We start from the raw sequence: 23,913 nt of genomic DNA on the forward strand, positions 1-23,913 counted from the left end.
CGTTTTTTTTCGTCTGAGGAAAATGTTCGGTAACGGCCTTCTGTCGCGCTATGCAGGACGGGTCACACAAAAGAATAAGGCTCCAAAAGGAGCCTTATGAAAGGAGCTGCGTAGCGGTTAGTCGGCAGGCTGCTGTAGCGTGAGTAGTAGCCCTTCGCGCCGCATTTGAGCCGCTTCATCCGGCAGACGCAACCGATCGAGTGCGTCGGCGCGCCAGGCATAATCATACGCGTCTGGGCGGAGCTCCAGAGCGGTGCGGAAAGCATCGCTGGCCTGCTGCCATTCGCCGTGTTTCATCAGCAATTGACCTAACGTGCTGCTCAACAGCGGCGTCGCCCCATGTTGCTTGATGTACTGGTGCAGCACTTTTTCCAGCTGTTCTGGGTTTCCGGCTTTGAGGCGTGGCATTAGCAGGATCAAACGTTCGTCATACTGGCGCTTGAGACCGTCGAGAATGATCTTCTGAGCGGTATCATGATCGTCACACTCGATCAGATGCTCAGCCATCGCGACTTGAAGCGGTATCTCATGGCGTACTTTGCGACTCTGATTATTCCACCATGACTTCAGCCCTTCGCTGCCGCCATCCGCCATTGCCTGATTCATCAGGCCGATATAGGCCTGCTGCTGTAGATCCAGCAAACGTTGTTCAGGGTACAGGTTGATCTTGCGCATCGCAGGCAGAATATCCAGCAGCGCGCTATAAGCGTGAGTACGCAGGAAAGCCTGCTCCGCTAAACGCAGCACCTCAGGGTGGCGGGGCGCGACTTCCAGCAGTTTGTCGACGCCGTGACGTGCGGCATGATCTTCATTACGCGCTAGCTGAATACGCACGCGCGTAATATCCACCGGAAGCTGATCGGTGTCTGCAACCTCGGCAGCACGTTCCAGATATTGCTTGGTGCGGAATTCGTCGCCGCGCTGCTGAGCGGCTTCTGCTGCCAGTAGGTAGTTAACCACGGGCTGCTCGGCATGGTCGGCATTGCGCGTCAGCAGTTTCTCTACCTGTAAATAATCCCCCTCGGCCAGCTTGAGCAGCGCGGCTTTGGTTTGTTTTCTGGCGCGAGTGCGTTTGCGGCCGAGGAACCAGCCGCGCGTGCGGGATCCGGTACGAAAGATCCGGCGGAGCACCCATTCCACTGCCAAAAAGGCGAGAAAGAACAGTATCAGCATAATGACCAGACCGGTCACGCTGGTTTGAATGTCATAGTTATCCGTTTGGATCAGGACGTAGCCTTGGTGACCCGCGACGATCGGGCCGATCACCACGCCTGCGATCAGGATCAGGAACAGCAATAAGACTTTTAGCATGCTCATTCCCCTTGCTGTGTGGCTGGCGCTGGTGCCTGAGCCAGTAGGTTACGAACGCGCGTTTGCATCAGTTTTTCCAACAGCGCCTGACTTTGTAGCTCCGTTGGGACATCCAGTGAAACCGACTGCTGACTTAAGGCATCGAGCTGATCTAAAAAAGCCTGCGTCGTGGGGTCGGTGGTATCGAAGTAGGCGCGAACCCAGGTTGCTGCCGTTTCCAGCGACTGTTTGTACACTTCATTCTGGTGGCGAGGAATGGCCTGTGCGGCAACCAGTAGACGTGAGCGGATATTCTCGCGCAGATACACATCCTGATTCGGTGCCAGCAGCGGTTCGGCGGCGCTGTCGCGGCGGCGAATGGTGATAAAATCAGCCAGGAAATTGTGCCAGCTCTTGCTCAGATTTTGTCGCCACTCGTTCAAGGAGGCGGACAGCTCTGTGGTGTTGGCGTCCATCGGCGCTTCATCGGTGTTGTTGTCGGCGAGCTGCAAGTTATCCAACTGATCGGTGAGCTGATTGACTTTCAGGATGATGCCATCAAAATCGACCTGACTTACGCCTGCCAGCGCACCGATATCGTTGGTCAGCGCGCGGCGGATTTCTATCAGGCTGGGATCGTTCATTTCTGCCAGGCTGGCGTCCGCGCTTTTCAGCAACGCGCCTGCGGTGGTGACGTCTTTGTCGCTCCACAGCTTGCGTCCTGCCAGTTTCACCAGAAAATCTGCCTGAGCAATCAGCCAGGTATTGGTGTCATGACTGGAAAGCGCCGCCAGCTTATCGCGCAGCTCGTCTGACTGACGCGTTAGCGCCTCAAGACGCTGTGCGGCCGTGTCCTGCGCTTTGCTTTGCTGCTGTTGAGCGTCCAGCCACTGCTGCTGCTCTTGCTTATGCTGCTGCTGCAAGGTGTTGAACTGCGCTTCCAGACGTTGAAGCGCGGCAGTTTCTTTCTGCGCCTGCTGGTGGCCGTGGTAATACAAGCCCGCGCCTATGGCTAACGCAATAACAATTGCGATCGCCCCCAGCACGGCACCGCTACGTTTGGGCTGCGGTGCGGGATCCTGCTGCTGATGCGCGGGTTCAACCCGTTCAGCAACCTCGTCGGATGGAGCTGTGGGGGTATTGTGTTCCGTCATAATGGTACATCCCATGATCAGGTTTATTGTAGTGCGCGCACGAGCGCATCGTTATCGGCGTTATCAGCCACTCGGATATCACGCCAGCCAAGCTGACGTGCCTGTTCAGCCAGCCGTTCGCTGACGACGATCAGCCAGCAGCCGAGTAACCAGGAAGCCCGATAGTAATCAGGTACTAAAGTATAGATCCGTTGTAGCATTTCTCCGCTGGTGATCACCAGTTTGTCGATGCCTATTTGTTGCCAATGGCGGCTTTGCTCTAGCCCGTCATAGTGAACGTCTCTGCGCTGATAACATTCACAGTAGGTTACCTGTGCGCCGCGTTCGGTTAGCGTTTCTCCCAGCAATTCCCTGCCGCCGTTGCCGCGCAGCAATAATGCGCGTTTACCGGAAACATCTTGCAGGTCAGGAAGTTGCAGGAGCGTTTCGCTGGTTTCGCGCTCAGGTGGATAGGTTACCGGGTGTGCACTGATTTTATGCAGCGCCAGCGCGGTGGTACGGCCGATGGCGTAATAAGCGAGATGGGCAGGCCAACTGATGCCCGTACGTACCAGCATCGGATCGGCGTAATGAATGGCGTGTTGTGAGAGCGCAAACACCAAATCGTCGGCGCTCAGTGCCTGTAATAAGGCAGGCAGGCTGGCGAGTTCTCGTCCGGGGGAAAACTCGATCAGCGGGCTGTGCCAGGCGTTATAGCCGAGCTTTCTTAAACGGGTCACCAGTTGTTCGCCAGTTGGTGACGGACGGGTAACCAGAATCGTCATGATGAGCTTGACCCTTGATAAACGGCTTGAAGGATGGCGCTGGCCCCTTTGGCTAACAGCTCTTCAGCCAGTGCAATCCCGAGTTGTTCGGCATCGGAGACGTTTCCTTTGCGTTCACCGACAATCATTTGGCTGCCGTCCGGCGCGCCGACCAACGCACGTAGCCACAGCGTATCGCCTTCCAGTTCAGCGTAGCTGCCAATCGGCACCTGACAGCCACCTTCAAGGCGTACATTCATGGCGCGTTCAGCCAGTACGCGGGCCGCGGTAGCGGGGTGATTGAGCGGGGCAAGAAGGTGACGGACATGTTCGTCATCCAAACGGCATTCGATGCCGATAGCGCCTTGTCCAACGGCTGGCAGAGACTCTTCCGGGCTTAACGCACAGCGGATGCGCGCTTCAAGGCCGAGACGTTTCAGGCCCGCGACCGCAAGAATAATGGCGTCATACTCGCCGTTATCCAGTTTTGACAGGCGTGTGCCGACATTACCGCGCAAATCTCGAATCACCAGATCGGGACGTCGTGCGCGCAGCTGGCACTGACGGCGCAGGCTGGAGGTGCCGACACAGCTGCCTTGCGGTAATTGATCGAGGCTGTCGTAATGATTGGAAACAAAAGCGTCGCGTGGGTCGTCGCGCTCGCAAATGGTGGTCAGACCGAGGCCGTCTGGGAATTCGACAGGGACATCTTTCATGGAGTGGACGGCAATATCGGCGCGCCCTTCAAGCAGCGCCAATTCCAGTTCTTTAACAAACAATCCTTTACCGCCGACCTTTGCCAGTGGCGTATCGAGAATGATGTCGCCGCGGGTGACCATCGGCACCAGCTCCACGTGTAAATCCGGGTAGAGGTGGTTCAGACACTGCTGAACATATCGTGCTTGCCACAGGGCGAGCGGGCTTTGTCGGGTGGCAATTCTAATAATATTGGCTAACATGCTTGATACCGTTTTTATCATTTTCCGCCATCGTATCATTGATGGTGCGTTGGTGTCAGGTTGTGGGCATTAGCGGTGCGCCTTTTAAAACGGTCTGAAATTCGGGTGCCGCATACATAGATAGGAAGCCGTGCTGATGCAGTCGGGTAGGTAAATTCGTAATAAAGCAAGATAGATAAGTCTAACTTTCTTTACTTTCTTTACGCCCAATCAGCAAGGTGTTAAATTGATCACGTTTCCAGCAATAATTCGCTAAACATAAACATTCTTCTAATTCATCATGCGGATTTGGAACACGGGGTTTTTCTAGGCACTGGGATAAATCAGGCGAAACGTCTTGTACTTCTACATCGAGACTTTGAAGCAAAGACTGGATGCGATCAACCAACTGCGTGTTGACCGTGCTCTGGGAGCAATGAAACCCGCTTTTCAGCAGGTTTACAGTCTTCTGCCCATTTTATTACATCATCATCACCCGTTGATGCCCGGCTACCTTGAAGGCAAGGTGCCTCACGGTATCTGCACTCACACGCCTGATGAAAAGCAGCAACAGTACCTTGATGGCATCGCGTTGCGCTGGGGTCAATTTGACTGTTCTCATCCGCAGGGTGAACTGCCGATCACGGGCATCTATTCAATGGGAAGCACCTCGTCTATCGGGCAGAGCTGTAGCTCCGATCTCGATATCTGGGTGTGCCACCAATCCTGGCTGGATAGCGAAGAACGCCAACTCCTACAGAAGAAATGTACGCTGCTTGAGCAGTGGGCTGCGGCGCAGGGCGCTGAGGTCAGCTTCTTCCTGATGGATGAAAGCCGTTTCCGCCACAATGAAAGCGGTAGCCTGAGCGGCGAAGACTGCGGCACCATGCAGCACATCCTATTACTCGACGAATTCTACCGCACCGCCGTGCGTATGGCGGGTAAACGTATTCTGTGGAACATGGTGCCGGTCGAGGAAGAATCTCACTACGACGAGTATGTGCTGTCGCTCTACTCGCAAGGAGCGCTGGCTCCTAACGAGTGGATGGATTTAGGCGGCCTGAGCACGTTGTCGGCGGAAGAGTATTTCGGCGCGAGTCTCTGGCAGCTCTATAAAAGCATCGATTCCCCCTATAAAGCCGTACTGAAGACGCTGCTGTTGGAAGCCTATTCCTGGGAATACCCGGACACAAGCCTGCTGTCGACTGAAATTAAAAAACGTCTGCATGACGGCGAGATCGTCTCTTTCGGGCTTGATCCTTACTGCATGATGTTGGATCGCGTGACGCACTATCTGACGGCGATCAACGATCCCACGCGTCTCGATCTGGCGCGTCGATGTTTCTACTTAAAAGTCTGTGAAAAGCTCTCCAGAGAAAAAGCCTGTGTCGGCTGGCGTCGTCAGATTCTGAGCCAACTGGTGCAAGAATGGGGATGGAGCGACAAACATCTGGCGATGCTGGATAACCGCGCTAACTGGAAAATCGAACAGGTACGCGAAGCACATAATGAGCTGTTGGATGCGATGATGCAGACCTATCGCAACCTGATTCGCTTCGCCCGCCGCAATAATCTGAGCGTCAGCGCCAGCCCGCAGGATATCGGTGTGTTGACCCGTAAACTGTACGCTGCGTTTGAAGCGCTGCCGGGTAAAGTTACCCTGCTGAACCCACAAATTTCGCCCGATTTGTCGGAGCCGAATTTAACCTTTATCTATGTTCCGGCAGGTCGCGCGAACCGTTCTGGCTGGTACCTGTACAATCAGGCACCGTCGATGGATGCGATCGTCAGCCATCAGCCGCTGGAATATAACCGCTATCTGAACAAACTGGTGGCGTGGGCGTATTTTAATGGCCTGCTGACGCCAAGCACGCGCCTGTATATTAAAGGTAACGAGCTGTGCGACATCACGCGCCTGCAAGCATTGGTGGACGACGTAGCCAGCCACTTCCCGCTGCGTCTGCCTGCCCCCACACCAAAGGCGCTGTACAGCCCGTGTGAAATTCGTCATCTGGCGATTATCGTCAATCTGGAACACGATCCGACGGCGGCCTTCCGCAATCAGGTGGTGCATTTCGACTTCCGTCATCTGGATGTCTTTAGCTTCGGCCAGCAGCAGCAGTGTCTGGTTGGCAGTATCGACCTGCTGTATCGCAACTCGTGGAACGAAGTACGTACGCTGCATTTCAGCGGCGAACAGGCGGTGTTGGAAGCGCTGAAAACCATTCTGGGCAAAATGCATCAGGATGCGGCGCTGCCGGAATCGCTGGAAGTCTTCTGCTACAGCCAGCACCTGCGCGGGCTGATTCGTACCCGCGTGCAGCAGTTGGTGTCCGAATGCATTGAGCTGCGCCTGACCAGTACGCGTCAGCAAGAGCCAGGGCGTTTTAAAGCGGTGAAAGTGGCGGGGCAAACCTGGGGCTTGTTCTTCGAGCGGCTGAGTGTATCGGTGCAGAAGCTGGAAAATGCGGTCGAGTTTTATGGCGCGATTTCCAACAACAAACTGCAAGGTCAGCCGGTTCAGGTTGAAACCAACCATGTGCATTTACCTCCGGTGGTCGATGGCGTCGCCAGCGAAGGGATCATCCAATTCTTCTTTGAAGATCTGACGGAAAATCAGGGCTTTAATATTTATATTCTGGATGAATCGAATCGCGTCGAGGTGTATCACCATTGTGAGGGCAGTAAAGAGGAGCTGGTGCGTGATGTCAGCCGCTTCTATTCGTCTTCGCACGATCGCTTTACCTACGGCTCCAGCTTTATCAATTTCAACCTGCCGCAGTTCTACCAAATCGTACAGCTGGACGGTCGCACGCAGGTGATCCCGTTCCGCAGCAGCGCACTTTCTCATCTGTGCATTACACCCGCAGTGGATGATGAGGTGACGACGATGAAGCAGCGGCTACAGATTCTATAACGTTCTGACCACTTGGCTTTCAGCGTATTCAGAAAGGGATGTATTGATGGATTCGTTGCAACGCCGAAACCTGATACTGCTGGCACTCGGACAAGGGCTGACCGGCAGTATTATTTCCCTGATGACGCTCTGTTCTACGTTGGTTGGCGTATTAATGACGCCGGTTCCGCTGTTGACCACGCTGCCGATTACCGCGACGGTATGCGGTGCGGCGCTCATGATCTATACCGTTTCGTCGCTGATGACGAAATATGGCAGGCGCAATGCGTTCATCATCGGCACGCTGCTGGGGCTGGTAGGCGCGCTGTTGGCGGCGCTGGCGATTCTGCTACACAGCTTCTCCCTCTTTGTATTTTCGACGTTTGTGCTGGGGATGTCCTGCGCCTTCAATCAGTATTATCGCTTCGCTGCGGCTGAAATTTTTACCGACAATCAGCAGAAAAATCGTGCTATTTCGTGGGTGATCAGCGGCGGTATCCTCGGCGGTTTTCTCGGCCCGTTCGCGGCCAGCCAGTCTTCTCAGCTCTGGGCGTCGTACCCGTTTCTCGGCAGCTTTATCGCCGCGGCCTGCATCTGTGTTATCACGTCTCTGCTGTTGCTTGGCCTGAAACTGCCTCCGATGTCCGTTGCCACGGTCAGTACTCAGCGTAGTGAACCGCTGGCGTCAATCCTGAAAAGTCGGGCATTTGTGCTGGGAACGGCAAGCTGTTCTGTCGGGTTTGTGGTGATGACGCTATTAATGAATTCCGTGCCGTTGGCGATGCACCAGCACCACTTTTCCGTCAGCCACAGTGCGACGGTGTTGCAGTGGCACTTTGTGGCGATGTATGCGCCCGCGCTGCTGTTAGTGCTGCTGGCGAAGCGACTGACGCCGATTCAGGTCGTGGTGATTGGCATGGTGTGTAACGTTGTCGGGGTAGCGGTCGCGCTAAGCGGTTTGACGTTCTGGCACTTCCTTTTTGCGCTGATGCTGTTCGGCGTCGGGTGGGCGTTTATGTTCAACGGCGGGACATTCATGCTGAACGCGTTTACCCATTCAGTGCATAAATCCCGTTTGCAGGGGATTAACTCGCTGGTGATTTACGTGCCTAACGCGCTGGCTTCGTTATCTGCCGGTAGCCTGATGGCGCTAACCAGCGGTTGGCCGCTGGTCAATATGGTGGGTATCGGCATGCTGTTGTTGCTGGTTCTGGGGTTGATCATTTTGGGACGGCGCTGAGCGGTGGAGCGCCGCGAGATCGTTGAAAAGGCGGTTACCCGAAGTGAACGGTTTCCCCTGCCTGATCCGAGCAGGCTGCTGACAGCAGCGCGATAAAATCTTCACCGCTGCGATCGCATACCCAGCGTTCCGCCTGACGGTTGAAGTGGTAACCGCCCGTTTTGGTCGCCAGCCAGATTTGGTGTAGCGGTTCCTGCCGATTGATCACGATTTTGCTGCCGTTCTCAAAGCTCAGCGTCATCACGCCGCCGTTAGTTTCGTAATCGATGTCGGCATCACCCTCAAACCGATCCAGCGTTTCTTCCAACTGAAGCATGAGTTCGTCGGCTAATTGGTGGAACTCGCTATCGTTCATTTTCGATTCCTATTGATTTTCATGATCCACCTGCGATTATAGAGAGCATACGAGTATTAATGACAGGTCTTAACGTGATGAAGAACGTATTTCGCCAGCTTTTTCTGGTGTTAGCCGTAGTGAGTTTATTCGGTTGTGGTCTGAAAGGGCCGCTTTATATGCCTGCCGATGGCAAATCTGGTGCGTCAACGACTCAGCCAAATGAGAACCAGCCGCCGCAAAAGAAAGCGTCAGTACGTCCTTAATGCGTGACGGTAATAATAAATAACAGGTCACGTAGATGTTTATCGCGCCCGGTTAAGCAAGCGGGGGAGTCAGGATAATGCAGTTCGCTAAGATGCACGGGTTAGGCAACGATTTCATGGTTGTTGATGCCGTTACGCAAAACGTTTATTTTTCACCCGAATTGATTCGCCGTTTGGCGGATCGACACTGTGGTGTAGGGTTCGACCAATTGCTGGTCGTCGAGCCGCCCTACGATCCTGAGCTGGATTTCCATTACCGCATTTTTAACGCGGATGGCAGCGAAGTCGCGCAGTGCGGCAATGGCGCGCGCTGCTTTGCTCGTTTTGTTCGCCTGAAAGGGTTGACCAACAAGCGTGATATTGCCGTCAGTACGCAGACAGGCCGGATGGTGCTGTCGGTGACCGATGACGAACTGGTACGCGTCAATATGGGCGAACCCAATTTCGAGCCGCAACAGGTGCCTTTCCGCGCGGTCAAAGCGGAGAAAACCTACATCATGCGTGCCGACGAACATACGGTGCTGTGTGGCGTGGTGTCGATGGGCAACCCGCATTGTGTGATTCAGGTTGAGGATGTGGAAACGGCGAAGGTGGACACGCTGGGGCCGCTGTTGGAAAGCCACGAGCGTTTTCCCGAGCGTGCCAACATCGGTTTTATGCAAGTGGTTGATAGCCACGCTGTCCGTCTGCGGGTGTACGAACGCGGTGCGGGAGAAACGCAGGCGTGCGGTAGCGGCGCGTGCGCTGCTGTGGCGGTAGGGATCCAGCAGGGATTATTGTCCGCGAGCGTTCGCGTATCGCTGCCGGGCGGGGAGTTGGATATCCAGTGGGATGGGCCGGGGCATCCGTTATTCATGACCGGGCCTGCAACGCATGTCTACGATGGATTTATTCATTTATGAAGAATGTCGAGGAACAGGCAGAGCGCGAGATCGCACTCAGTGACGAGATGGTTTTGCAGTTCCTGCAACAGAATCCCGATTTTTTTATCCGCAATGCGCGTCCCGTCGAGCAGATGCGCATTCCTCACCCCGTCAGGGGAACCGTGTCGCTGGTGGAATGGCAGCTGGCACGTCAGCGTAACCACATTACTCAGCTTGAGGAAGAAATCACGCTGTTGATGGAACAGGCGGGGGCGAACGAAGTGCTGTTCAATCGCCTGCTTGGGTTACAAACTGAATTGGCGTCGGCGGATAGCCTGACGGACATGTTGGATCGCTTGCAGCGCTGGGCGCGTCAGCTTGGTCTGGCGGGCGCAACGGTTCGTCTGTTTAATGATAAATGGCGCCTTGGCGCGCCTTCTGGTTTTACCCACCTTGGGCTAAACCGCTCCACCTTTGAGCCGCTGCGCATTCAGCGCTTCGGACAACATAACCACTATCTTGGCAGTCTGAACGGGCCGGAACTGTTGCTTCTGCTGCCACAGGCCAGACAGGTTGGGTCGGTCGCGCTATCGCTTATGGGAAATCATCACGATTTGGGCGTGCTGATTTTCAGCAGCCGCGACAGCCACCATTATCAGGATGGCATGGGAACCGTGCTGCTTCAGCAAATGGCCATGATGCTGCCAGCGATGTTGGCGCGCTGGGTTGAGCGGGCATGAGCCGGCAGCCTGCGCCATCGGAGACTCCTTCCTCTTCGCCGTTACAAGCTGATGTTGACGCGTTCCTGCGCTATCTGAAAGTAGAGCGTCAGCTAAGCCCGCTGACGCAGACCAGCTATTTGCGTCAACTGTCTGCGGTTATCACGATACTCTCCGCGGCGGGTGTGGCTGACTGGCGCAATCTGGACGCCTCTGGCGTGCGTTCCGTGGTGTCCCGCAGTAAGCGCGATGGGCTGCATTCCAGTAGCCTGGCGCTCCGTTTATCGGCACTGCGCAGTTTTCTCGATTGGATGGTGTCACGCGGCGTGCTGGTGGCAAACCCTGCTAAAGGGGTCTCAGCACCGCGAGCCGGGCGTCCATTACCCAAGAATATGGATGTGGATGAGACGAATCGCCTGCTGGAGATCGATTTGGACGATCCCCTTGCGGTGCGCGACCGCACGATGCTGGAAGTGATGTACGGCGCGGGGCTGCGTCTGGCTGAGCTGGTCGGCATGGATTATCAGCATATTGATTTGGCCAGCGGTGAAGTTTGGGTCATGGGGAAAGGCAGTAAAGAGCGCAAATTGCCGATAGGAAAAACGGCGGTAACCTGGCTAGAACGCTGGATGGCGCTGCGTGAGCTGTTTGGCCCACAGGATGATGCCGTGTTTATCTCCAATCAGGGACGACGCATTTCGATGCGCAACGTGCAGAAGCGTTTTGCCGAATGGGGGATTAAGCAGGGCATCAATAGTCATGTTCATCCGCACAAGCTGCGTCACTCCTTTGCGACGCACATGCTGGAATCCAGCGGTGATTTACGCGCGGTACAAGAGCTGCTTGGCCACGCTAACCTGACCACGACGCAGATTTACACCCATCTTGATTTTCAACATTTAGCCTCCGTGTACGATGCCGCGCATCCACGCGCCAAACGAGGGAAACCCTGATGCATTTTTACCGATCTCTTGGCCCGATCCGGGCGATCACGTTCGATCTGGATGACACGCTGTACGATAACGCGGACGTCATTCGGCGCACGGGGCAAGAGTCAATCCGCTTTCTGCAACAGTACCATCCGGCGCTTCGTGATTTTCAGGCGGATGACTTTCAGAACTTACGCCAGACCTTGCTGGAGCGCGAGCCGGACATCTATCACGACGTGACTGAATGGCGTCGCCGTGCGGCTGAACTGGCGATGTTAGAGCGCGGCCTGAGCGCGGCAGAGGCTAAGGATGGCGCAAAAGCGGCAATGGAAAACTTTGCCCACTGGCGCAGCCAGATTACGATTACCGAAGAAACGCACCAGACGTTAGCGGCATTAGCCGAGAAAGTGCCGCTGGCCGCCATCACCAACGGTAACGCTGAGCCGCACCGCTTTGGCCTCGATCGCTATTTTTCGTTTATCCTGCGCGCAGGCCCGCATGGTCGCGCCAAGCCGTTTGACGACATGTATCATCTGGCGGCGCAAAAGCTCAATTTGCCTGTGCATGAGATTCTGCATGTCGGTGACGATCTCACGACCGATGTGGCGGGGTCGATCCGCTGCGGTATGCAGGCCTGCTGGATTAACCTGCGTGAAGGCAGCCTGACGCAGATTGGCGACGCCCGACTGCTGCCGCATATTGAAATTTCGCGGTTGGCATCGCTGTCGGCATTGCTATAATCACGGCATTAATCTGTATAAATCACCAGTGGAAACGCCCTTGTCGATGCGGTGTTTCCCTCACCGGATAACCCGTACCTATGGACGTTTCTGATCTGCTCGATGGCCTCAACGACAAACAGCGTGACGCGGTAGCCGCGCCGCGCAGCAATTTATTGGTGCTGGCGGGGGCAGGCAGCGGCAAAACGCGGGTACTGGTTCATCGTATTGCCTGGCTCTTGTCCGTGGAAAACTGTTCGCCGTACTCCATCATGGCGGTGACGTTTACTAACAAAGCGGCGGCGGAGATGCGCCACCGTATCGATCATCTGATCGGCACCAGCCAGGGCGGCATGTGGATTGGTACTTTCCACGGGCTGGCACACCGCCTGCTGCGTGCGCACCATATGGATGCCAATCTGCCGCAGGATTTCCAGATTCTGGACAGCGAAGATCAGCTGCGTCTGCTGAAGCGTCTGATTCGGGCTCTCAACCTGGATGAGAAACAGTGGCCGCCGCGTCAGGCGATGTGGTTCATCAATGGGAAGAAAGATGAAGGGCTGCGCCCGCAGCACATTGAAAGCTACGGCAACCCTATCGAACAAACGTGGCAGCGCGTGTATCAGGCCTATCAGGAAGCGTGCGATCGTGCCGGGCTGGTGGATTTCGCCGAGCTGCTACTGCGTGCGCACGAACTGTGGCTGAACAAGCCGCATGTGCTGAACCACTATCGCGAACGTTTTACCAACATTTTGGTGGACGAATTCCAGGATACCAACCGCATTCAGTACGCCTGGATCCGTATGCTGGCGGGCGACAGCGCCAAGGTGATGATCGTCGGGGATGACGATCAGTCGATTTACGGCTGGCGCGGGGCGCAGGTAGAAAACATTCAGCTGTTCCTGAAAGATTTCGCCGGTGCAGAAACGATCCGTCTGGAGCAGAACTATCGCTCGACCAGCAATATCCTGAAAGCGGCGAATGCGCTGATCGCGCATAACGGCGGGCGGCTTGGAAAAAACCTGTGGACCGATGGCGTAGAAGGCGAGCCTATCTCGCTGTATTGCGCGTTCAACGAATTGGATGAGGCGCGCTACGTCGTTAATCGGATTAAAACCTGGCATGAAAATGGCGGTGCGCTGAAAGATAACGCCATTCTGTATCGGAGCAACGCCCAGTCTCGCGTACTGGAAGAGGCGCTATTGCAGCAGAGTATGCCGTACCGCATCTACGGCGGCATGCGCTTCTTCGAACGTCAGGAAATTAAAGATGCACTGTCTTATCTGCGCCTGATCGCTAATCGTAACGATGATGCGGCGTTCGAGCGTGTGGTAAATACGCCGACGCGCGGCATTGGCGATCGCACGCTGGACGTGGTGCGTCAGACGGCGCGCGATCGTCAACTGACGCTGTGGCAATCCACGCGGGCGCTGTTGCAGGAAAAAGCGCTGGCTGGGCGGGCGGCGGCATCGCTGCAACGCTTTATCGAACTGATCGATGCATTGGCCTATGAAACTTCTGAGCTGCCGCTGCATATTCAAACCGACCGGGCGATTAAGGATTCTGGCCTGTGGAGCATGTACGAACAGGAAAAAGGCGAGAAAGGGCAGGCGCGAGTAGAAAACCTGGAAGAACTGGTGACGGCAACGCGCCAGTTCAGCTATCAGGAAGAAGATCAGGATTTGATGCCGCTTCAGGCTTTCCTGTCGCATGCCGCGCTGGAAGCGGGCGAAGGTCAGGCTGACGCCAATCAGGATGCGGTTCAGCTTATGACGCTGCACTCAGCGAAAGGGCTGGAGTTCCCGCAGGTGTTTATCGTCGGCATGGAAGAAGGGATGTTCCCTAGCCAGATGTCGTTGGATGAAGGCGGACGTCTGGAAGAAGAGCGTCGCCTGGCTTATGTCGGCGTCACACGCGCGATGGAAAAGTTGACGATAACCTACGCGGAATCCCGCCGTTTATACGGCAAAGAAGCCTATCACCGGCCTTCCCGGTTCGTCGGCGAGCTGCCGGAAGAGTGTGTTGAAGAAGTGCGGTTACGCGCCAGCGTCTCCCGTCCGGTTAATCATCAGCGCCTCGGCACACCGATAACGCAAAACGACAGCGGCTACAAATTAGGGCAGCGGGTTCGCCATGCGAAATTCGGCGAAGGTACGATCGTGAATCTGGAAGGCAGCGGCGATCACGCCCGCCTTCAGGTCGCGTTTCAAGGGCAAGGCATTAAATGGCTGGTCGCCGCTTATGCCAGACTGGAAACGGTGTGATCGTCACGATGCAGTTTGAAGTATGACGGGGTTATATAACTTATAAAAACCCTGTCTTAGTCTTTATCGTCATTTTCGACAATGCTAGGTGACTTGCCGCGTATCCATGGATGTGTGGTATCACAATAAAAAAGGAGCATGCCCATGACGCTAGACCAGATTGTTGCCGAGTTGCAGAAGAAAAAATGGGTCGATCTTACGCATACGATTACGGAGTCGATTCCTATTTTTAGCGCGTTTGAAGGTGTGTTGCAGCGTAAGACCTTATTCAACGTTGAAGATCACGGGTTCTATGCGCAGGCCGTGACGTTTGCAACGCAGACGGGAACGCATATTGATGCGCCGGGGCATTTTGTCGCGGGTAAGCGTTATCTGGATCGTATTGATAATAAAGAGCTATTGCTGCCGCTGGTGGTGCTCCACAAGCAAGACGCCGTCGCGAACGATCCCGATTACCGCCTGTCGGTTGACGACATTCTGGCGTTTGAGCGTGAACACGGAGAAATCCCGTCAGGCAGCTTTGTCGCGTTTGCCAGCGGCTGGAGCACGCGCTGGCCTGATCTTGATGCCTTCGCCAATAAAGATGAAGAGGGCAACAGCCATACGCCTGGGTGGTCGCTTGAGGCGCTGACATTCCTGTTTGAAGAGCGCGGCATTAGCGCGGTTGGGCATGAAACGCTGGATACGGATTCCGCCGCGGATTTCCGTCGCAACAACGGGTTGATTGGCGAGTTCTTCGTGCTGAACCAAAATGCCTGGCAGGTTGAGGTCCTGAATAACCTGCATCAGTTACCGTCTACCGGCGCTTATATTCACGTCAGCTACCCTAATTTCGCTGGTGCGCCCGGCTTCCCCGTCCGTGCTATCGCCTATTTACCAGACCACGCTTAATCGATAAACGCAGTTCTTTTTTACGCTGAGGACTGCGCTTTTTACCCTTTTCCGCGCCAAACTTATTGAATAAACCTTATCCATTTGACCAATCTTTTACAGCGTGTTTCAGCCGAGGTTTTAAAGTTGAAGTCTTTTTCATCTCGGCGTAACATGCGCGCATCATTATTCTCGGAGGACTAACGCCTTGGACACACCCAGTCGATACTGGCTCACTAACCTGTTCATTAGGTACAACTTCTAAGGCTATCTTCCTCTGCTGATAGCCTTCGTGGTTGTCAGCGACGCTGTTTTTGTCGCTACGAGTCAGATCCGTCGAACGGACTGAAACCTGCTGGTGACACCTCACCTTTGTTTCTGTGCTTCAATCGCGTTGTCCATCTCTGCTACTGAAAGGGGAGCTATGGCCCATGCTGAGCGCATTTAAACTGGATAACTGCCGTTTATCTCGTCTGGAACTGGATGACTCCGATGATCTCACCACGTCAGTTTGGGTCGATTTGATCGAACCGGAAGACGATGAGCGTGAAAAAGTACAAAACGAACTGGGACAAAGCCTGGCAACCCGCCCGGAACTGGAAGACATTGAGGCGTCGGCACGTTTTTTTGAAGATGAAGACGGCCTGCACATTCACTCCTTTTTCTTTTTTGAAGATGCTGACGATCACGCCGGTAACTCGACCGTGGCGTTTACTATTCGCGATGGTCGTCTGTACACTTTGCGTGAGCGTGAGCTGCCTGCATTCCGCCTGTATCGCATGCGTGCCCGTAACCAAACGCTGGTGGACGGCAATGCTTACGAACTGCTGCTCGACCTCTTTGAGACCAAAATTGAGCAACTGGCGGACGAGATCGAGAACATCTACAGCGATCTGGAATCGCTGAGCCGCATCATTATGGAAGGGCGTCAGGGTGAAGAGTACGACGACGCGCTGTCTACGCTAGCGGAACTGGAAGACGTGGGCTGGAAAGTGCGCCTGTGTCTGATGGATACCCAACGCGCGTTGAACTTTCTGGTGCGTAAAGCCCGCTTGCCATCCGGTCAGCTTGAGCAGGCGCGCGAAATTTTACGCGATATCGAATCTCTGCTGCCGCACAACGAATCCCTGTTCCAGAAGGTTAACTTCCTGATGCAGGCGGCGATGGGCTTCATCAATATCGAGCAGAGCCGGATTATCAAGATCTTCTCGGTGGTTTCCGTGGTGTTCCTGCCGCCGACGCTGGTGGCATCCAGCTACGGGATGAACTTTGAGTTTATGCCCGAGTTGAGATGGTCGTTTGGCTATCCGGGTGCGATTGTGCTGATGATTCTCGCCGGACTGGCACCGTACCTCTATTTCAAACGTAAGAACTGGCTGTAAGTTTTTACCGATGCGCCTGATGGGGTTTAACCGTCAGGCGCGTTAAAACGCCTTTGTCTATACTTATCGTTCCCCGACTCACTCTTCCTGTTTATTCTTCCGCGTCTGTTCATTCTCCGGCCATCTTGTTTAGAATGGCGGACAGTCTTTCTGTTCTTACTTTCTATTACTAAAAACAGGTCGTGTGCATGAAAGGGATGTCTCCTTGGATGCAATGGGGAATATTGCTGTCGGTTTCATTATCCCTTGGGTTTGGGCTACAGATTTACCACGTTCCCGCCGCGCTGTTGCTGGGGCCGATGATGGTCGGCGTCGTCATGGGGTTAAACGGTGCGACGATTCGCATCCCGCCCGTCTGCTTTGCGGGCAGCAATGCCGTTCTGGGCTGTCTGGTCGCACAAAGCCTGTCATTTTCTATCCTGAAACCGCTGATGAGTGAATGGCCGCTGGTGCTGTTCATTCTGCTGGCGACGCTGGTTGCCAGCGGGCTATCTGGTTGGCTGCTGGTCAAATTTAGCGAACTGCCCGGCACGACCGGAACCTGGGGCGCATCGCCGGGCGGGGCATCTGCAATGGTCGCGATGGCCGGGGAGTTTGGCGCGGATGTGCGGCTGGTCGCCTTCATGCAATATTTACGCGTGCTGATGGTCACTGCGTCGGCGGCGTTTGTCGCGCGCCTGAGTTTGGGTGACGAAGCGGCAGAAAACAGCGCGATGCTGGTCTGGTTTCCCGCACTGGACTGGCGCTTTCTGGCGACGCTTTGCGTGGCGTTTGGCAGCGCCTGGCTGGGAAGACGCCTGCGCATTCCATCCGGGGCGCTGTTAGGGCCGATGATTATTGGCTCGATGCTGCATGCCAGCGGCACCTTGCATCTGCAAACCCCAGAATGGCTGCTGGCGCTGGCCTATGCCTTTATCGGCTGGAGCGTAGGTTTATGTTTCACCCGCCCGATCTTTTTGCTGGCGATCCGCACGCTGCCGCACATGATGGCGTCGATAGTCGGATTGATGTTGCTGTGCGGTGGAATGGCGTGGATGGTGACGAAAATGATGCCGGTGGATATGCTGACCGCCTTTCTGGCGACCAGCCCCGGCGGGCTGGATTCGATTGCGATTATTGCCGCAGGCAGTCGGGTCGATATGGCGTTTGTCATCGCCATGCAGACGCTGCGGCTGTTTTCGACGCTGCTGTTCAGCCCGATCTTATCGCGCTTTATTTCCCGTCGTGTTGAGGCTGGGAAACTGTAGCTGGCGTGCGGCGTAGCTTACGCTGCGTATAAAGCGCATCCAGAATAAACAGCGCCAGCGCACCCCAGATGAAGGCGAAAGTAATCAGTTTGTCGCTGCTGAATGTTTCACCGTAGAACACCACTGCCAGTATGAACATGATGGTAGGGCCGAGATACTGGAAGAAGCCGAGGGTTGACAGGCGCAGGCGCATCGCCGCGGCGGTGAAAAACAGCAGTGGCACCGTAGTGACGATACCCGCCGAGAGCAGCAGCAGGTTCAGCGACCAGGGATTGGCTGTCAGATGGCTACTTGGCGTGTCGGCAATAAAAAACAGATAAATGACCGCGACCGGCAGCAGCCACAGCGTTTCGATCAGCATGCCAGTTTGCCCGTCGATACCAATCTTCTTACGCAGCAGACCGTACAACGCGAAGCTGAATGCCAGTCCGAGTGCGATAACCGGCAGCGATCCGAATGTCCACAGCTGAACCAGTACGCCAGTCACGGCGAGCAGCACGGCCAGCCATTGCAGACGGCGAAAGCGTTCGCCAAGGAAGATCATGCCCAGCATGACGTTAACCAGCGGGTTGATGAAATACCCCAGGCTGGCTTCCAGCATGTGATGGTTGTTGACCGCCCAGATGTACAACAGCCAGTTCCCGCCGATAAGTACCGCCGTTAATGCCAACAGAAACAGATGATTGACGTTACGGCAGGCAAGTTTCACCTGACGCCATTTCCGGCCGATGGTCAGCAGGATGAGCATAAAGAAGAATGACCAGATAATACGGTGCGTCAGTATTTCATTGGGTGGAACGTGCTCAAGCAGCTTGAAGTAAACGGGAGCAATTCCCCAAATAAAGTACGCACCGAGGGCGAAAAAGATCCCCTCACGGGTTTGTTGCGCGTTCATGGGTGACTCGATAAGGACGGCGGGAAAACACTAAGTCTACCCAAAACTGTGAGCGCTTTCACGTAAAGTGTTAATGACAATCCTGTTTGCCCACGAGAAAGGCTACCCGACAATATAGGTTGCGGTGGCACTGGCGAGATGTGAACCCCGTTCGTTATGCAATTCGGCACGGGCGACGGCGATTTTATTGCCGCCGCGCAGCAGCGTGCTGGTAATAGTGAAGTGCTCGCCATAGCCCGGACGCAGATAATCTACCCGCATATCAATTGTTCCCATGCGGGCGAGGCGGTGGTGAAATTCCTGATCGCTGATCGTCTCATGGCGCAGCAGCGTGTTGCCGACGCAGACTAATCCGGCGGCAACGTCCAGCCCGGCAGCAATCACGCCGCCATGCAGGATTTTTTGTGCTGCATTGCCGATGAGCTTATCTTGCCGGGTGAACGTCAGGACGGCTTTGTCGGCTTCAAATTGCTGTAGTTCAAGGCCGAGTTCGATGTTGAATGGCATCTTGTAAATGAAAATCTCGCCAACAAGCTGGCGCACGGTATCTCTGGTTAATGTGGTTCCCTGAAATGATGGTATGTCAGCCATGGTTGTTTCCCGCTCAAATAAAAGCACTCGTCAAATGTAGTTAATTTGATACGTTTAGGTTGTGCAAGTGTTTATTTTATGCGCTGATTTTGTTTCTTTCCAGAAAAGGTAGAGAAACGGGAGAACGATAATTCAAACGTCGCTGAACTGTGTAGAATGGCGGGCTTGAGTGGGGAAGGCTTATCACTATTTAGATAAATGAGTTTATTTAGATAAAAGATTTTATTTGGATAAAAGAATGCCGGAGAAAAACATGTCGGAGAAAATGAATGCGTAAAATAGTACTCGTACTGGCAGCATTACTGATGGCACAGGCCCATGCTGAAACAACAACAAACGTAAACGAGCCTGCGCCAAATCAACCGGTGGTACGCGGCAGCATTATCGCCAGTCTGTTACAAGAGCACGATACCCCGTTTATCCTCTATCCTTATGAAAGTAATTACATACTGTATACCTATACCAGCAACATCAATAAAACGGCGATACAGAGCTATAACTGGGGCGATGAAGCACGTAAAGATGAAGTGCATTACCAGTTGAGTTTGGGGTTCCCGATCTGGCGCGGCATTCTGGGTGGTAACTCGTTGCTGGGGGCGTCCTATACGCAGCGCTCATGGTGGCAGTTGTCTAATAAGAGTGAGTCTTCTCCGTTCCGTGAAACCGATTATGAGCCACAGGTCTTTTTGGGCTGGGCAACGAACTATACCTTCGCGGGCTGGACGCTGCGGGATGTGGAAATGGGCTTTAATCACCAGTCTAACGGCCGTTCCGAACCGACGTCGCGCAGTTGGAACCGTGCCTATGCCCGCTTGATGGCGCAGAACGGCAACTGGCAGGTTGATGTGAAGCCGTGGGTGCGTTTCTCTGACAGCAAGGATGACAATCCAGATATCATCAAATACATGGGCCATTATCGCTTGCGCGTCGGCTATGTGTGGGGCGACAGTGTGTTTAGCGCAGAAGGACGCTATAACTGGAACAGCGGCTACGGCGGCGGTGAACTGGGCTGGAGCTACCCGCTGACGCGTCATGTCCGTTTCTACACCAAGGTGTTTAGCGGCTACGGCGAATCCCTGATTGACTACAACCACCGTCAGACCCGCTTTGGCGTTGGCGTCACGCTGAACGACATGTTCTAACAGCTGTGTTTTAGCAACCTGGGTTTTCGCGGCTGGAGTTTTAGCGATTGCCGCTTTAACCCTTGTCGTTTTACCAAACTAACGATTGCAGTTTTACCCAACGGCGCTGAAAATAGCGCCTGTTTGATTTCATTGAATTGGGGAAGGCGTGTCTACGGCGGAAGTATTGAATAAGGAAGCGCTGGCGGTTCAGGTTCTGCGGGACACGTTCGGCTACCAGCAATTCCGACCGGGTCAGCAGGAAATTATCAGCGCGACGCTCAGTGGGCAGGACTGTCTGGTTATCATGCCGACAGGCGGCGGCAAATCGCTGTGCTATCAAATCCCTGCGCTGGTGATGGACGGGCTGACGCTGGTGGTGTCCCCGTTGATTTCACTGATGAAAGATCAGGTCGATCAGCTTCAGGCCTACGGTGTTTCGGCAGCTTGTCTTAATTCGACGCAGACGCGTGAGCAGCAGCTTGAGGTGATGGCCGGTTGTCGTACGGGTCAGATCAAGCTGCTTTATATTGCGCCTGAACGCCTGACGACGGACAGTTTCCTCGATCATCTCGCCCACTGGCAGATCGCTCTGATCGCGGTGGATGAAGCGCACTGTATTTCCCAATGGGGGCACGATTTCCGCCCTGAATACCGGGCGCTGGGGCAGATTAAACAGCGTTTCCCTCATCTTCCTTTTATTGCGCTGACCGCTACGGCTGACGAGACCACGCGGAACGATATCGTTCGTCTGTTGGATCTTCAGTCGCCGCTGATTCAGATCAGCAGCTTTGACCGTCCGAACATTCGCTACACGCTGGTGGAGAAGTTCAAACCGCTCGACCAGCTCTGGATGTTCGTGCAGGGGCAGCGTGGAAAAAGTGGCATCATCTACTGCAACAGCCGCTCCCGCGTGGAAGATATTTGCGCACGGTTACAGGCTCGTGGGCTGAGCGCAGGGGCTTATCACGCTGGATTGGATAACGAACGGCGTGCACAGGTGCAGGAAGCGTTCCTGCGTGACGATCTCCAGGTGGTGGTCGCGACCGTGGCGTTTGGTATGGGCATCAACAAGCCTAACGTGCGGTTCGTGGTGCATTTTGATATTCCGCGTAACATCGAATCCTACTATCAGGAAACGGGGCGAGCTGGGCGTGATGGCCTCGCTGCCGAAGCTGCGCTGTTCTACGATCCGGCGGATATGGCGTGGCTGCGCCGCTGCTTGGAAGAAAAACCGGCTGGGCCGCAGTTGGATATCGAGCGTCATAAGCTGAATGCGATGGGGGCGTTTGCCGAAGCGCAGACCTGTCGCCGTCTGGTGTTGCTGAACTATTTCGGTGAAGGACGCCAAGAGGCCTGTGGCAACTGCGATATTTGTCTCGATCCGCCGAAGCGCTATGATGGGCTGGTCGAAGCGCAAAAAGCGCTCTCCTGCGTATACCGAGTTGGGCAGCGCTTTGGCTTAGGGTATGTCGTCGAGGTGCTGCGCGGGGCGAATAATCAGCGTATCCGTGATTTCGGCCATGACAAGCTGCCGGTTTACGGTATTGGTAAAGATAAATCGCAGGAGCATTGGGTCAGCGTGCTGCGCCAGCTGATTCATCTGGGCTTGCTCAACCAGAACATCACAATGCATTCCGCCGTACAGCTTACCGAATCTGCACGCCCTGTGTTGCGGGGAGAAATGCCGCTACAGCTGGCCGTGCCACGTGTGATTAACCTGAAACCGCGTGCCAATCAAAAATCGTACGGTGGAAATTACGACCGTAAGCTGTTTGCCAAATTACGCAAACTGCGTAAATCCATCGCGGATGAAGACAATATTCCGCCTTACGTGGTGTTCAGCGATGCCACGTTGTTGGAGATGGCTGAACTGATGCCGATCACCGCGGGTGAGCTGCTGAATATCAACGGGGTTGGACACCGTAAACTCGAACGTTTCGGTGCGCCTTTCATGAACATGATTCGCGATCATGTCGATAATGATGACGAGTAACGCTCGCCTTATCTGATTGCATTTAAAAATAGGAAAACCAAGATGCTGATGCTATTTCTGACGGTGGCGCTGGTGCATTTCATTGCGCTGATGAGCCCGGGACCGGATTTCTTTTTCGTTTCACAAACGGCGGCCAGCCGTTCCCGCCGTGAAGCGATGATGGGCGTGTTAGGTATTTCTCTGGGTGTGGTGGTCTGGGCGGCTATCGCGCTGCTGGGGCTGCATCTGCTGTTGCAAAAAATGGCCTGGCTGCATACGGCCATTACCGTCGGTGGTGGGCTGTACCTGTGCTGGATGGGCTGGCAGATGCTGCGTTCTGCTCGGCGTAAAGCACAGCTGGAAACCACGCAGGAAACGGCGGTGGTTCTGCCTCAGCGCGGTAAAACCTTCATGCGTGGACTGTTGACGAATTTGGCGAATCCGAAGGCGCTGATCTATTTCGGCAGCGTGTTCTCGCTGTTTGTCGGCGACAGCGTCGGCAGCGGCGCTCGCTGGGGGCTATTTGCGCTGATCTCGATTGAAACGCTGATCTGGTTCAGCCTGGTCGCGATGGTTTTCGCCCTACCGGCAATGCGTCGTGGCTATCAACGTCTGGCGAAATGGGTGGATGGCGTGGCGGGCGTGCTGTTTACCGGGTTCGGTCTGCACCTGATTTTCTCTCGCTAACGTTTCCCCAGCGCGTTTCTGGTGGATAAACAACAGCGCACCGTAATCTGATACGGCGCGCTGTCTTACTCAGGCTTTTCTCGCCGTGGCGAGTAACGCGCCGACCAGCACGAACAGTGAACCGAATATCCGGTTGAGCGTCTTCATCTGCCGTGGGCCTTTTAGCCATCCGGCGATACGTGTGGCCAGCGTGGCGTAGCCAATCATCACGATGATATCGACCACCACGGTGGTAATACCCAACACCAGATACTGTGCGGCCTGCGGCTGGTGGGGAATAATGAACTGCGGGAACAGCGCTGCCAGAAACACGATGCTTTTTGGGTTGGTCAGATTCACCAGCACCGCACGTTTAAAGAGCCGACGACGCGGCATCGCGCTGGCGATCGCCTGAAGGTCAAGTGCGCCTGCGGCGCGCCACTGCTGAATCCCCAGCCAAATCAGATACGCCGCGCCCAGCCATTTCAGCATATCGAAAGCCAGTACAGACTGGTTAAGCAACGCGCCTAACCCAATGCCGACCAGCACGATATGAATCGCCAGCCCGACCTGTAAACCACAGATTGAGGCCGTTGCACCGCGATAGCCGTGGCTAATTCCGGTGCTCATGGTGTTGATGGCACCCGATCCGGGTGACAGGCTGAGAATAAGCGTTGTGAGTAAATAGGTTAACCACCAATCCAATGTCATGAAGCATGCCCCTGAATCACGTTCTGTATTACGAGAGTCTGTCTGTTTTTTATGTCACAATACGCTGGTGCTCCACTGCTTGTCATGTTCTTCCGCTAGC

The 23,913-nt window shown here is 54.8% G+C and carries 23 protein-coding genes; 15 read left to right on the plus strand and 8 right to left on the minus strand.

The window, feature by feature from the left end; genetic code table 11:
- Positions 1-117: 117 nt before the first annotated feature.
- Genes hemY through hemC form a run of 4 tightly spaced genes read right to left on the minus strand, consistent with a single transcriptional unit; the run spans position 118 to position 4,146 of the window.
- Positions 118-1,311, minus strand: coding sequence for a protoheme IX biogenesis protein HemY (hemY, locus tag H4F65_RS19595; protein ID WP_039311631.1), 1,194 nt, complete (start codon positions 1,309-1,311; stop codon positions 118-120).
- A 2-nt stretch (positions 1,312-1,313) separates the two neighbouring features.
- Entirely contained in the window at positions 1,314-2,444 is a 1,131-nt protein-coding gene (hemX, locus tag H4F65_RS19600) for a uroporphyrinogen-III C-methyltransferase (RefSeq protein WP_010284933.1), read from the minus strand.
- Positions 2,445-2,467: 23 nt separating this feature from the next.
- Entirely contained in the window at positions 2,468-3,208 is a 741-nt protein-coding gene (hemD, locus tag H4F65_RS19605) for a uroporphyrinogen-III synthase (protein WP_010284932.1), read from the minus strand.
- Positions 3,205-4,146, minus strand: a complete 942-nt coding sequence (gene hemC, locus H4F65_RS19610; RefSeq protein WP_010284931.1) for a hydroxymethylbilane synthase — start codon at positions 4,144-4,146, stop codon at positions 3,205-3,207. The genes hemD and hemC overlap by 4 nt, the downstream gene beginning before the upstream one ends.
- Positions 4,147-4,483: 337 nt before the next feature.
- Between hemC and H4F65_RS19615 the strand changes: the two genes are divergently transcribed.
- Both H4F65_RS19615 and H4F65_RS19620 read left to right on the plus strand, forming a co-directional pair.
- On the plus strand, positions 4,484-7,042 hold the full coding sequence (locus tag H4F65_RS19615; RefSeq protein WP_010284927.1) for a class I adenylate cyclase: 2,559 nt from the start codon (positions 4,484-4,486) through the stop codon (positions 7,040-7,042).
- 46 nt (positions 7,043-7,088) lie between these two features.
- Positions 7,089-8,261, plus strand: coding sequence for an MFS transporter (locus H4F65_RS19620; RefSeq protein WP_010284925.1), 1,173 nt, complete (start codon positions 7,089-7,091; stop codon positions 8,259-8,261).
- 34 nt (positions 8,262-8,295) lie between these two features.
- On the opposite strand, the gene cyaY is transcribed toward H4F65_RS19620, so the two are convergent.
- Positions 8,296-8,616, minus strand: coding sequence for an iron donor protein CyaY (gene cyaY / locus H4F65_RS19625; protein ID WP_010284924.1), 321 nt, complete (start codon positions 8,614-8,616; stop codon positions 8,296-8,298).
- Between the two features lie 59 nt (positions 8,617-8,675).
- Between cyaY and lptM the strand changes: the two genes are divergently transcribed.
- The 10 genes from lptM to H4F65_RS19670 all read left to right on the plus strand — a co-directional run bounded on the left by lptM (position 8,676) and on the right by H4F65_RS19670 (position 17,854).
- Positions 8,676-8,861, plus strand: coding sequence for an LPS translocon maturation chaperone LptM (gene lptM, locus H4F65_RS19630; RefSeq protein WP_010284923.1), 186 nt, complete (start codon positions 8,676-8,678; stop codon positions 8,859-8,861).
- Between the two features lie 77 nt (positions 8,862-8,938).
- Complete coding sequence (gene dapF, locus H4F65_RS19635) at positions 8,939-9,763, plus strand: diaminopimelate epimerase (RefSeq protein ID WP_010284921.1); 825 nt, start codon at positions 8,939-8,941, stop codon at positions 9,761-9,763.
- Complete coding sequence (locus H4F65_RS19640) at positions 9,760-10,464, plus strand: DUF484 domain-containing protein (protein ID WP_010284919.1); 705 nt, start codon at positions 9,760-9,762, stop codon at positions 10,462-10,464. The genes dapF and H4F65_RS19640 overlap by 4 nt, the downstream gene beginning before the upstream one ends.
- Positions 10,461-11,396 carry a tyrosine recombinase XerC gene (gene xerC, locus H4F65_RS19645; protein WP_010284917.1) on the plus strand — a complete coding sequence of 312 codons (936 nt, stop codon included), beginning with the start codon at positions 10,461-10,463 and terminating at the stop codon, positions 11,394-11,396. Before H4F65_RS19640 ends, xerC begins: the two co-directional genes overlap by 4 nt.
- Positions 11,396-12,112, plus strand: a complete 717-nt coding sequence (gene yigB / locus H4F65_RS19650) for a 5-amino-6-(5-phospho-D-ribitylamino)uracil phosphatase YigB (RefSeq protein ID WP_010284912.1) — start codon at positions 11,396-11,398, stop codon at positions 12,110-12,112. The genes xerC and yigB overlap by 1 nt, the downstream gene beginning before the upstream one ends.
- Positions 12,113-12,192: 80 nt before the next feature.
- Positions 12,193-14,355 (plus strand): DNA helicase II, encoded by a 2,163-nt coding sequence (uvrD, locus tag H4F65_RS19655; protein ID WP_010284910.1) that lies wholly within the window; start codon positions 12,193-12,195, stop codon positions 14,353-14,355.
- Positions 14,356-14,499: 144 nt separating this feature from the next.
- The gene (locus H4F65_RS19660) at positions 14,500-15,246 is read left to right on the plus strand and encodes a cyclase family protein (RefSeq protein ID WP_010284906.1); all 747 of its coding nucleotides are present in this window, start codon (positions 14,500-14,502) and stop codon (positions 15,244-15,246) included.
- Between the two features lie 187 nt (positions 15,247-15,433).
- Positions 15,434-15,490, plus strand: a complete 57-nt coding sequence (gene ysgD / locus H4F65_RS22170; protein ID WP_349814568.1) for a YsgD/CorL family protein — start codon at positions 15,434-15,436, stop codon at positions 15,488-15,490.
- A gap of 166 nt (positions 15,491-15,656) precedes the next feature.
- Complete coding sequence (corA, locus tag H4F65_RS19665; RefSeq protein WP_010284904.1) at positions 15,657-16,607, plus strand: magnesium/cobalt transporter CorA; 951 nt, start codon at positions 15,657-15,659, stop codon at positions 16,605-16,607.
- 188 nt (positions 16,608-16,795) lie between these two features.
- Complete coding sequence (locus H4F65_RS19670) at positions 16,796-17,854, plus strand: AbrB family transcriptional regulator (RefSeq protein WP_039311610.1); 1,059 nt, start codon at positions 16,796-16,798, stop codon at positions 17,852-17,854.
- Here H4F65_RS19670 and rarD read toward each other — a convergent pair.
- Together rarD and H4F65_RS19680 are read right to left on the minus strand one after the other, a co-directional pair.
- The gene (rarD, locus tag H4F65_RS19675; RefSeq protein ID WP_010284900.1) at positions 17,820-18,749 is read right to left on the minus strand and encodes an EamA family transporter RarD; all 930 of its coding nucleotides are present in this window, start codon (positions 18,747-18,749) and stop codon (positions 17,820-17,822) included. The two genes, H4F65_RS19670 and rarD, sit on opposite strands and share 35 nt — an antisense overlap.
- 102 nt (positions 18,750-18,851) lie before the next feature.
- Positions 18,852-19,340 carry a thioesterase family protein gene (locus H4F65_RS19680; protein WP_010284896.1) on the minus strand — a complete coding sequence of 163 codons (489 nt, stop codon included), beginning with the start codon at positions 19,338-19,340 and terminating at the stop codon, positions 18,852-18,854.
- Between the two features lie 269 nt (positions 19,341-19,609).
- Between H4F65_RS19680 and pldA the strand changes: the two genes are divergently transcribed.
- The 3 genes from pldA (at position 19,610) to rhtC (ending at position 23,123) form a co-directional block, all read left to right on the plus strand.
- Positions 19,610-20,482, plus strand: a complete 873-nt coding sequence (gene pldA / locus H4F65_RS19685; protein ID WP_010284892.1) for a phospholipase A — start codon at positions 19,610-19,612, stop codon at positions 20,480-20,482.
- A 148-nt stretch (positions 20,483-20,630) separates the two neighbouring features.
- A complete protein-coding gene (gene recQ, locus H4F65_RS19690; protein ID WP_010284890.1) occupies positions 20,631-22,457 on the plus strand; it encodes an ATP-dependent DNA helicase RecQ in 1,827 nt (608 codons plus the stop codon).
- Between the two features lie 42 nt (positions 22,458-22,499).
- Complete coding sequence (gene rhtC / locus H4F65_RS19695; protein ID WP_010284889.1) at positions 22,500-23,123, plus strand: threonine export protein RhtC; 624 nt, start codon at positions 22,500-22,502, stop codon at positions 23,121-23,123.
- A 69-nt stretch (positions 23,124-23,192) separates the two neighbouring features.
- Here rhtC and rhtB read toward each other — a convergent pair whose 3' ends face one another.
- Positions 23,193-23,813 carry a homoserine/homoserine lactone efflux protein gene (gene rhtB, locus H4F65_RS19700; protein ID WP_010284886.1) on the minus strand — a complete coding sequence of 207 codons (621 nt, stop codon included), beginning with the start codon at positions 23,811-23,813 and terminating at the stop codon, positions 23,193-23,195.
- Positions 23,814-23,913 lie beyond the last annotated feature (100 nt).

It is taken from the genome of Pectobacterium brasiliense, assembly GCF_016950255.1.
In the GTDB taxonomy this organism is placed as follows: domain Bacteria; phylum Pseudomonadota; class Gammaproteobacteria; order Enterobacterales; family Enterobacteriaceae; genus Pectobacterium; species Pectobacterium brasiliense.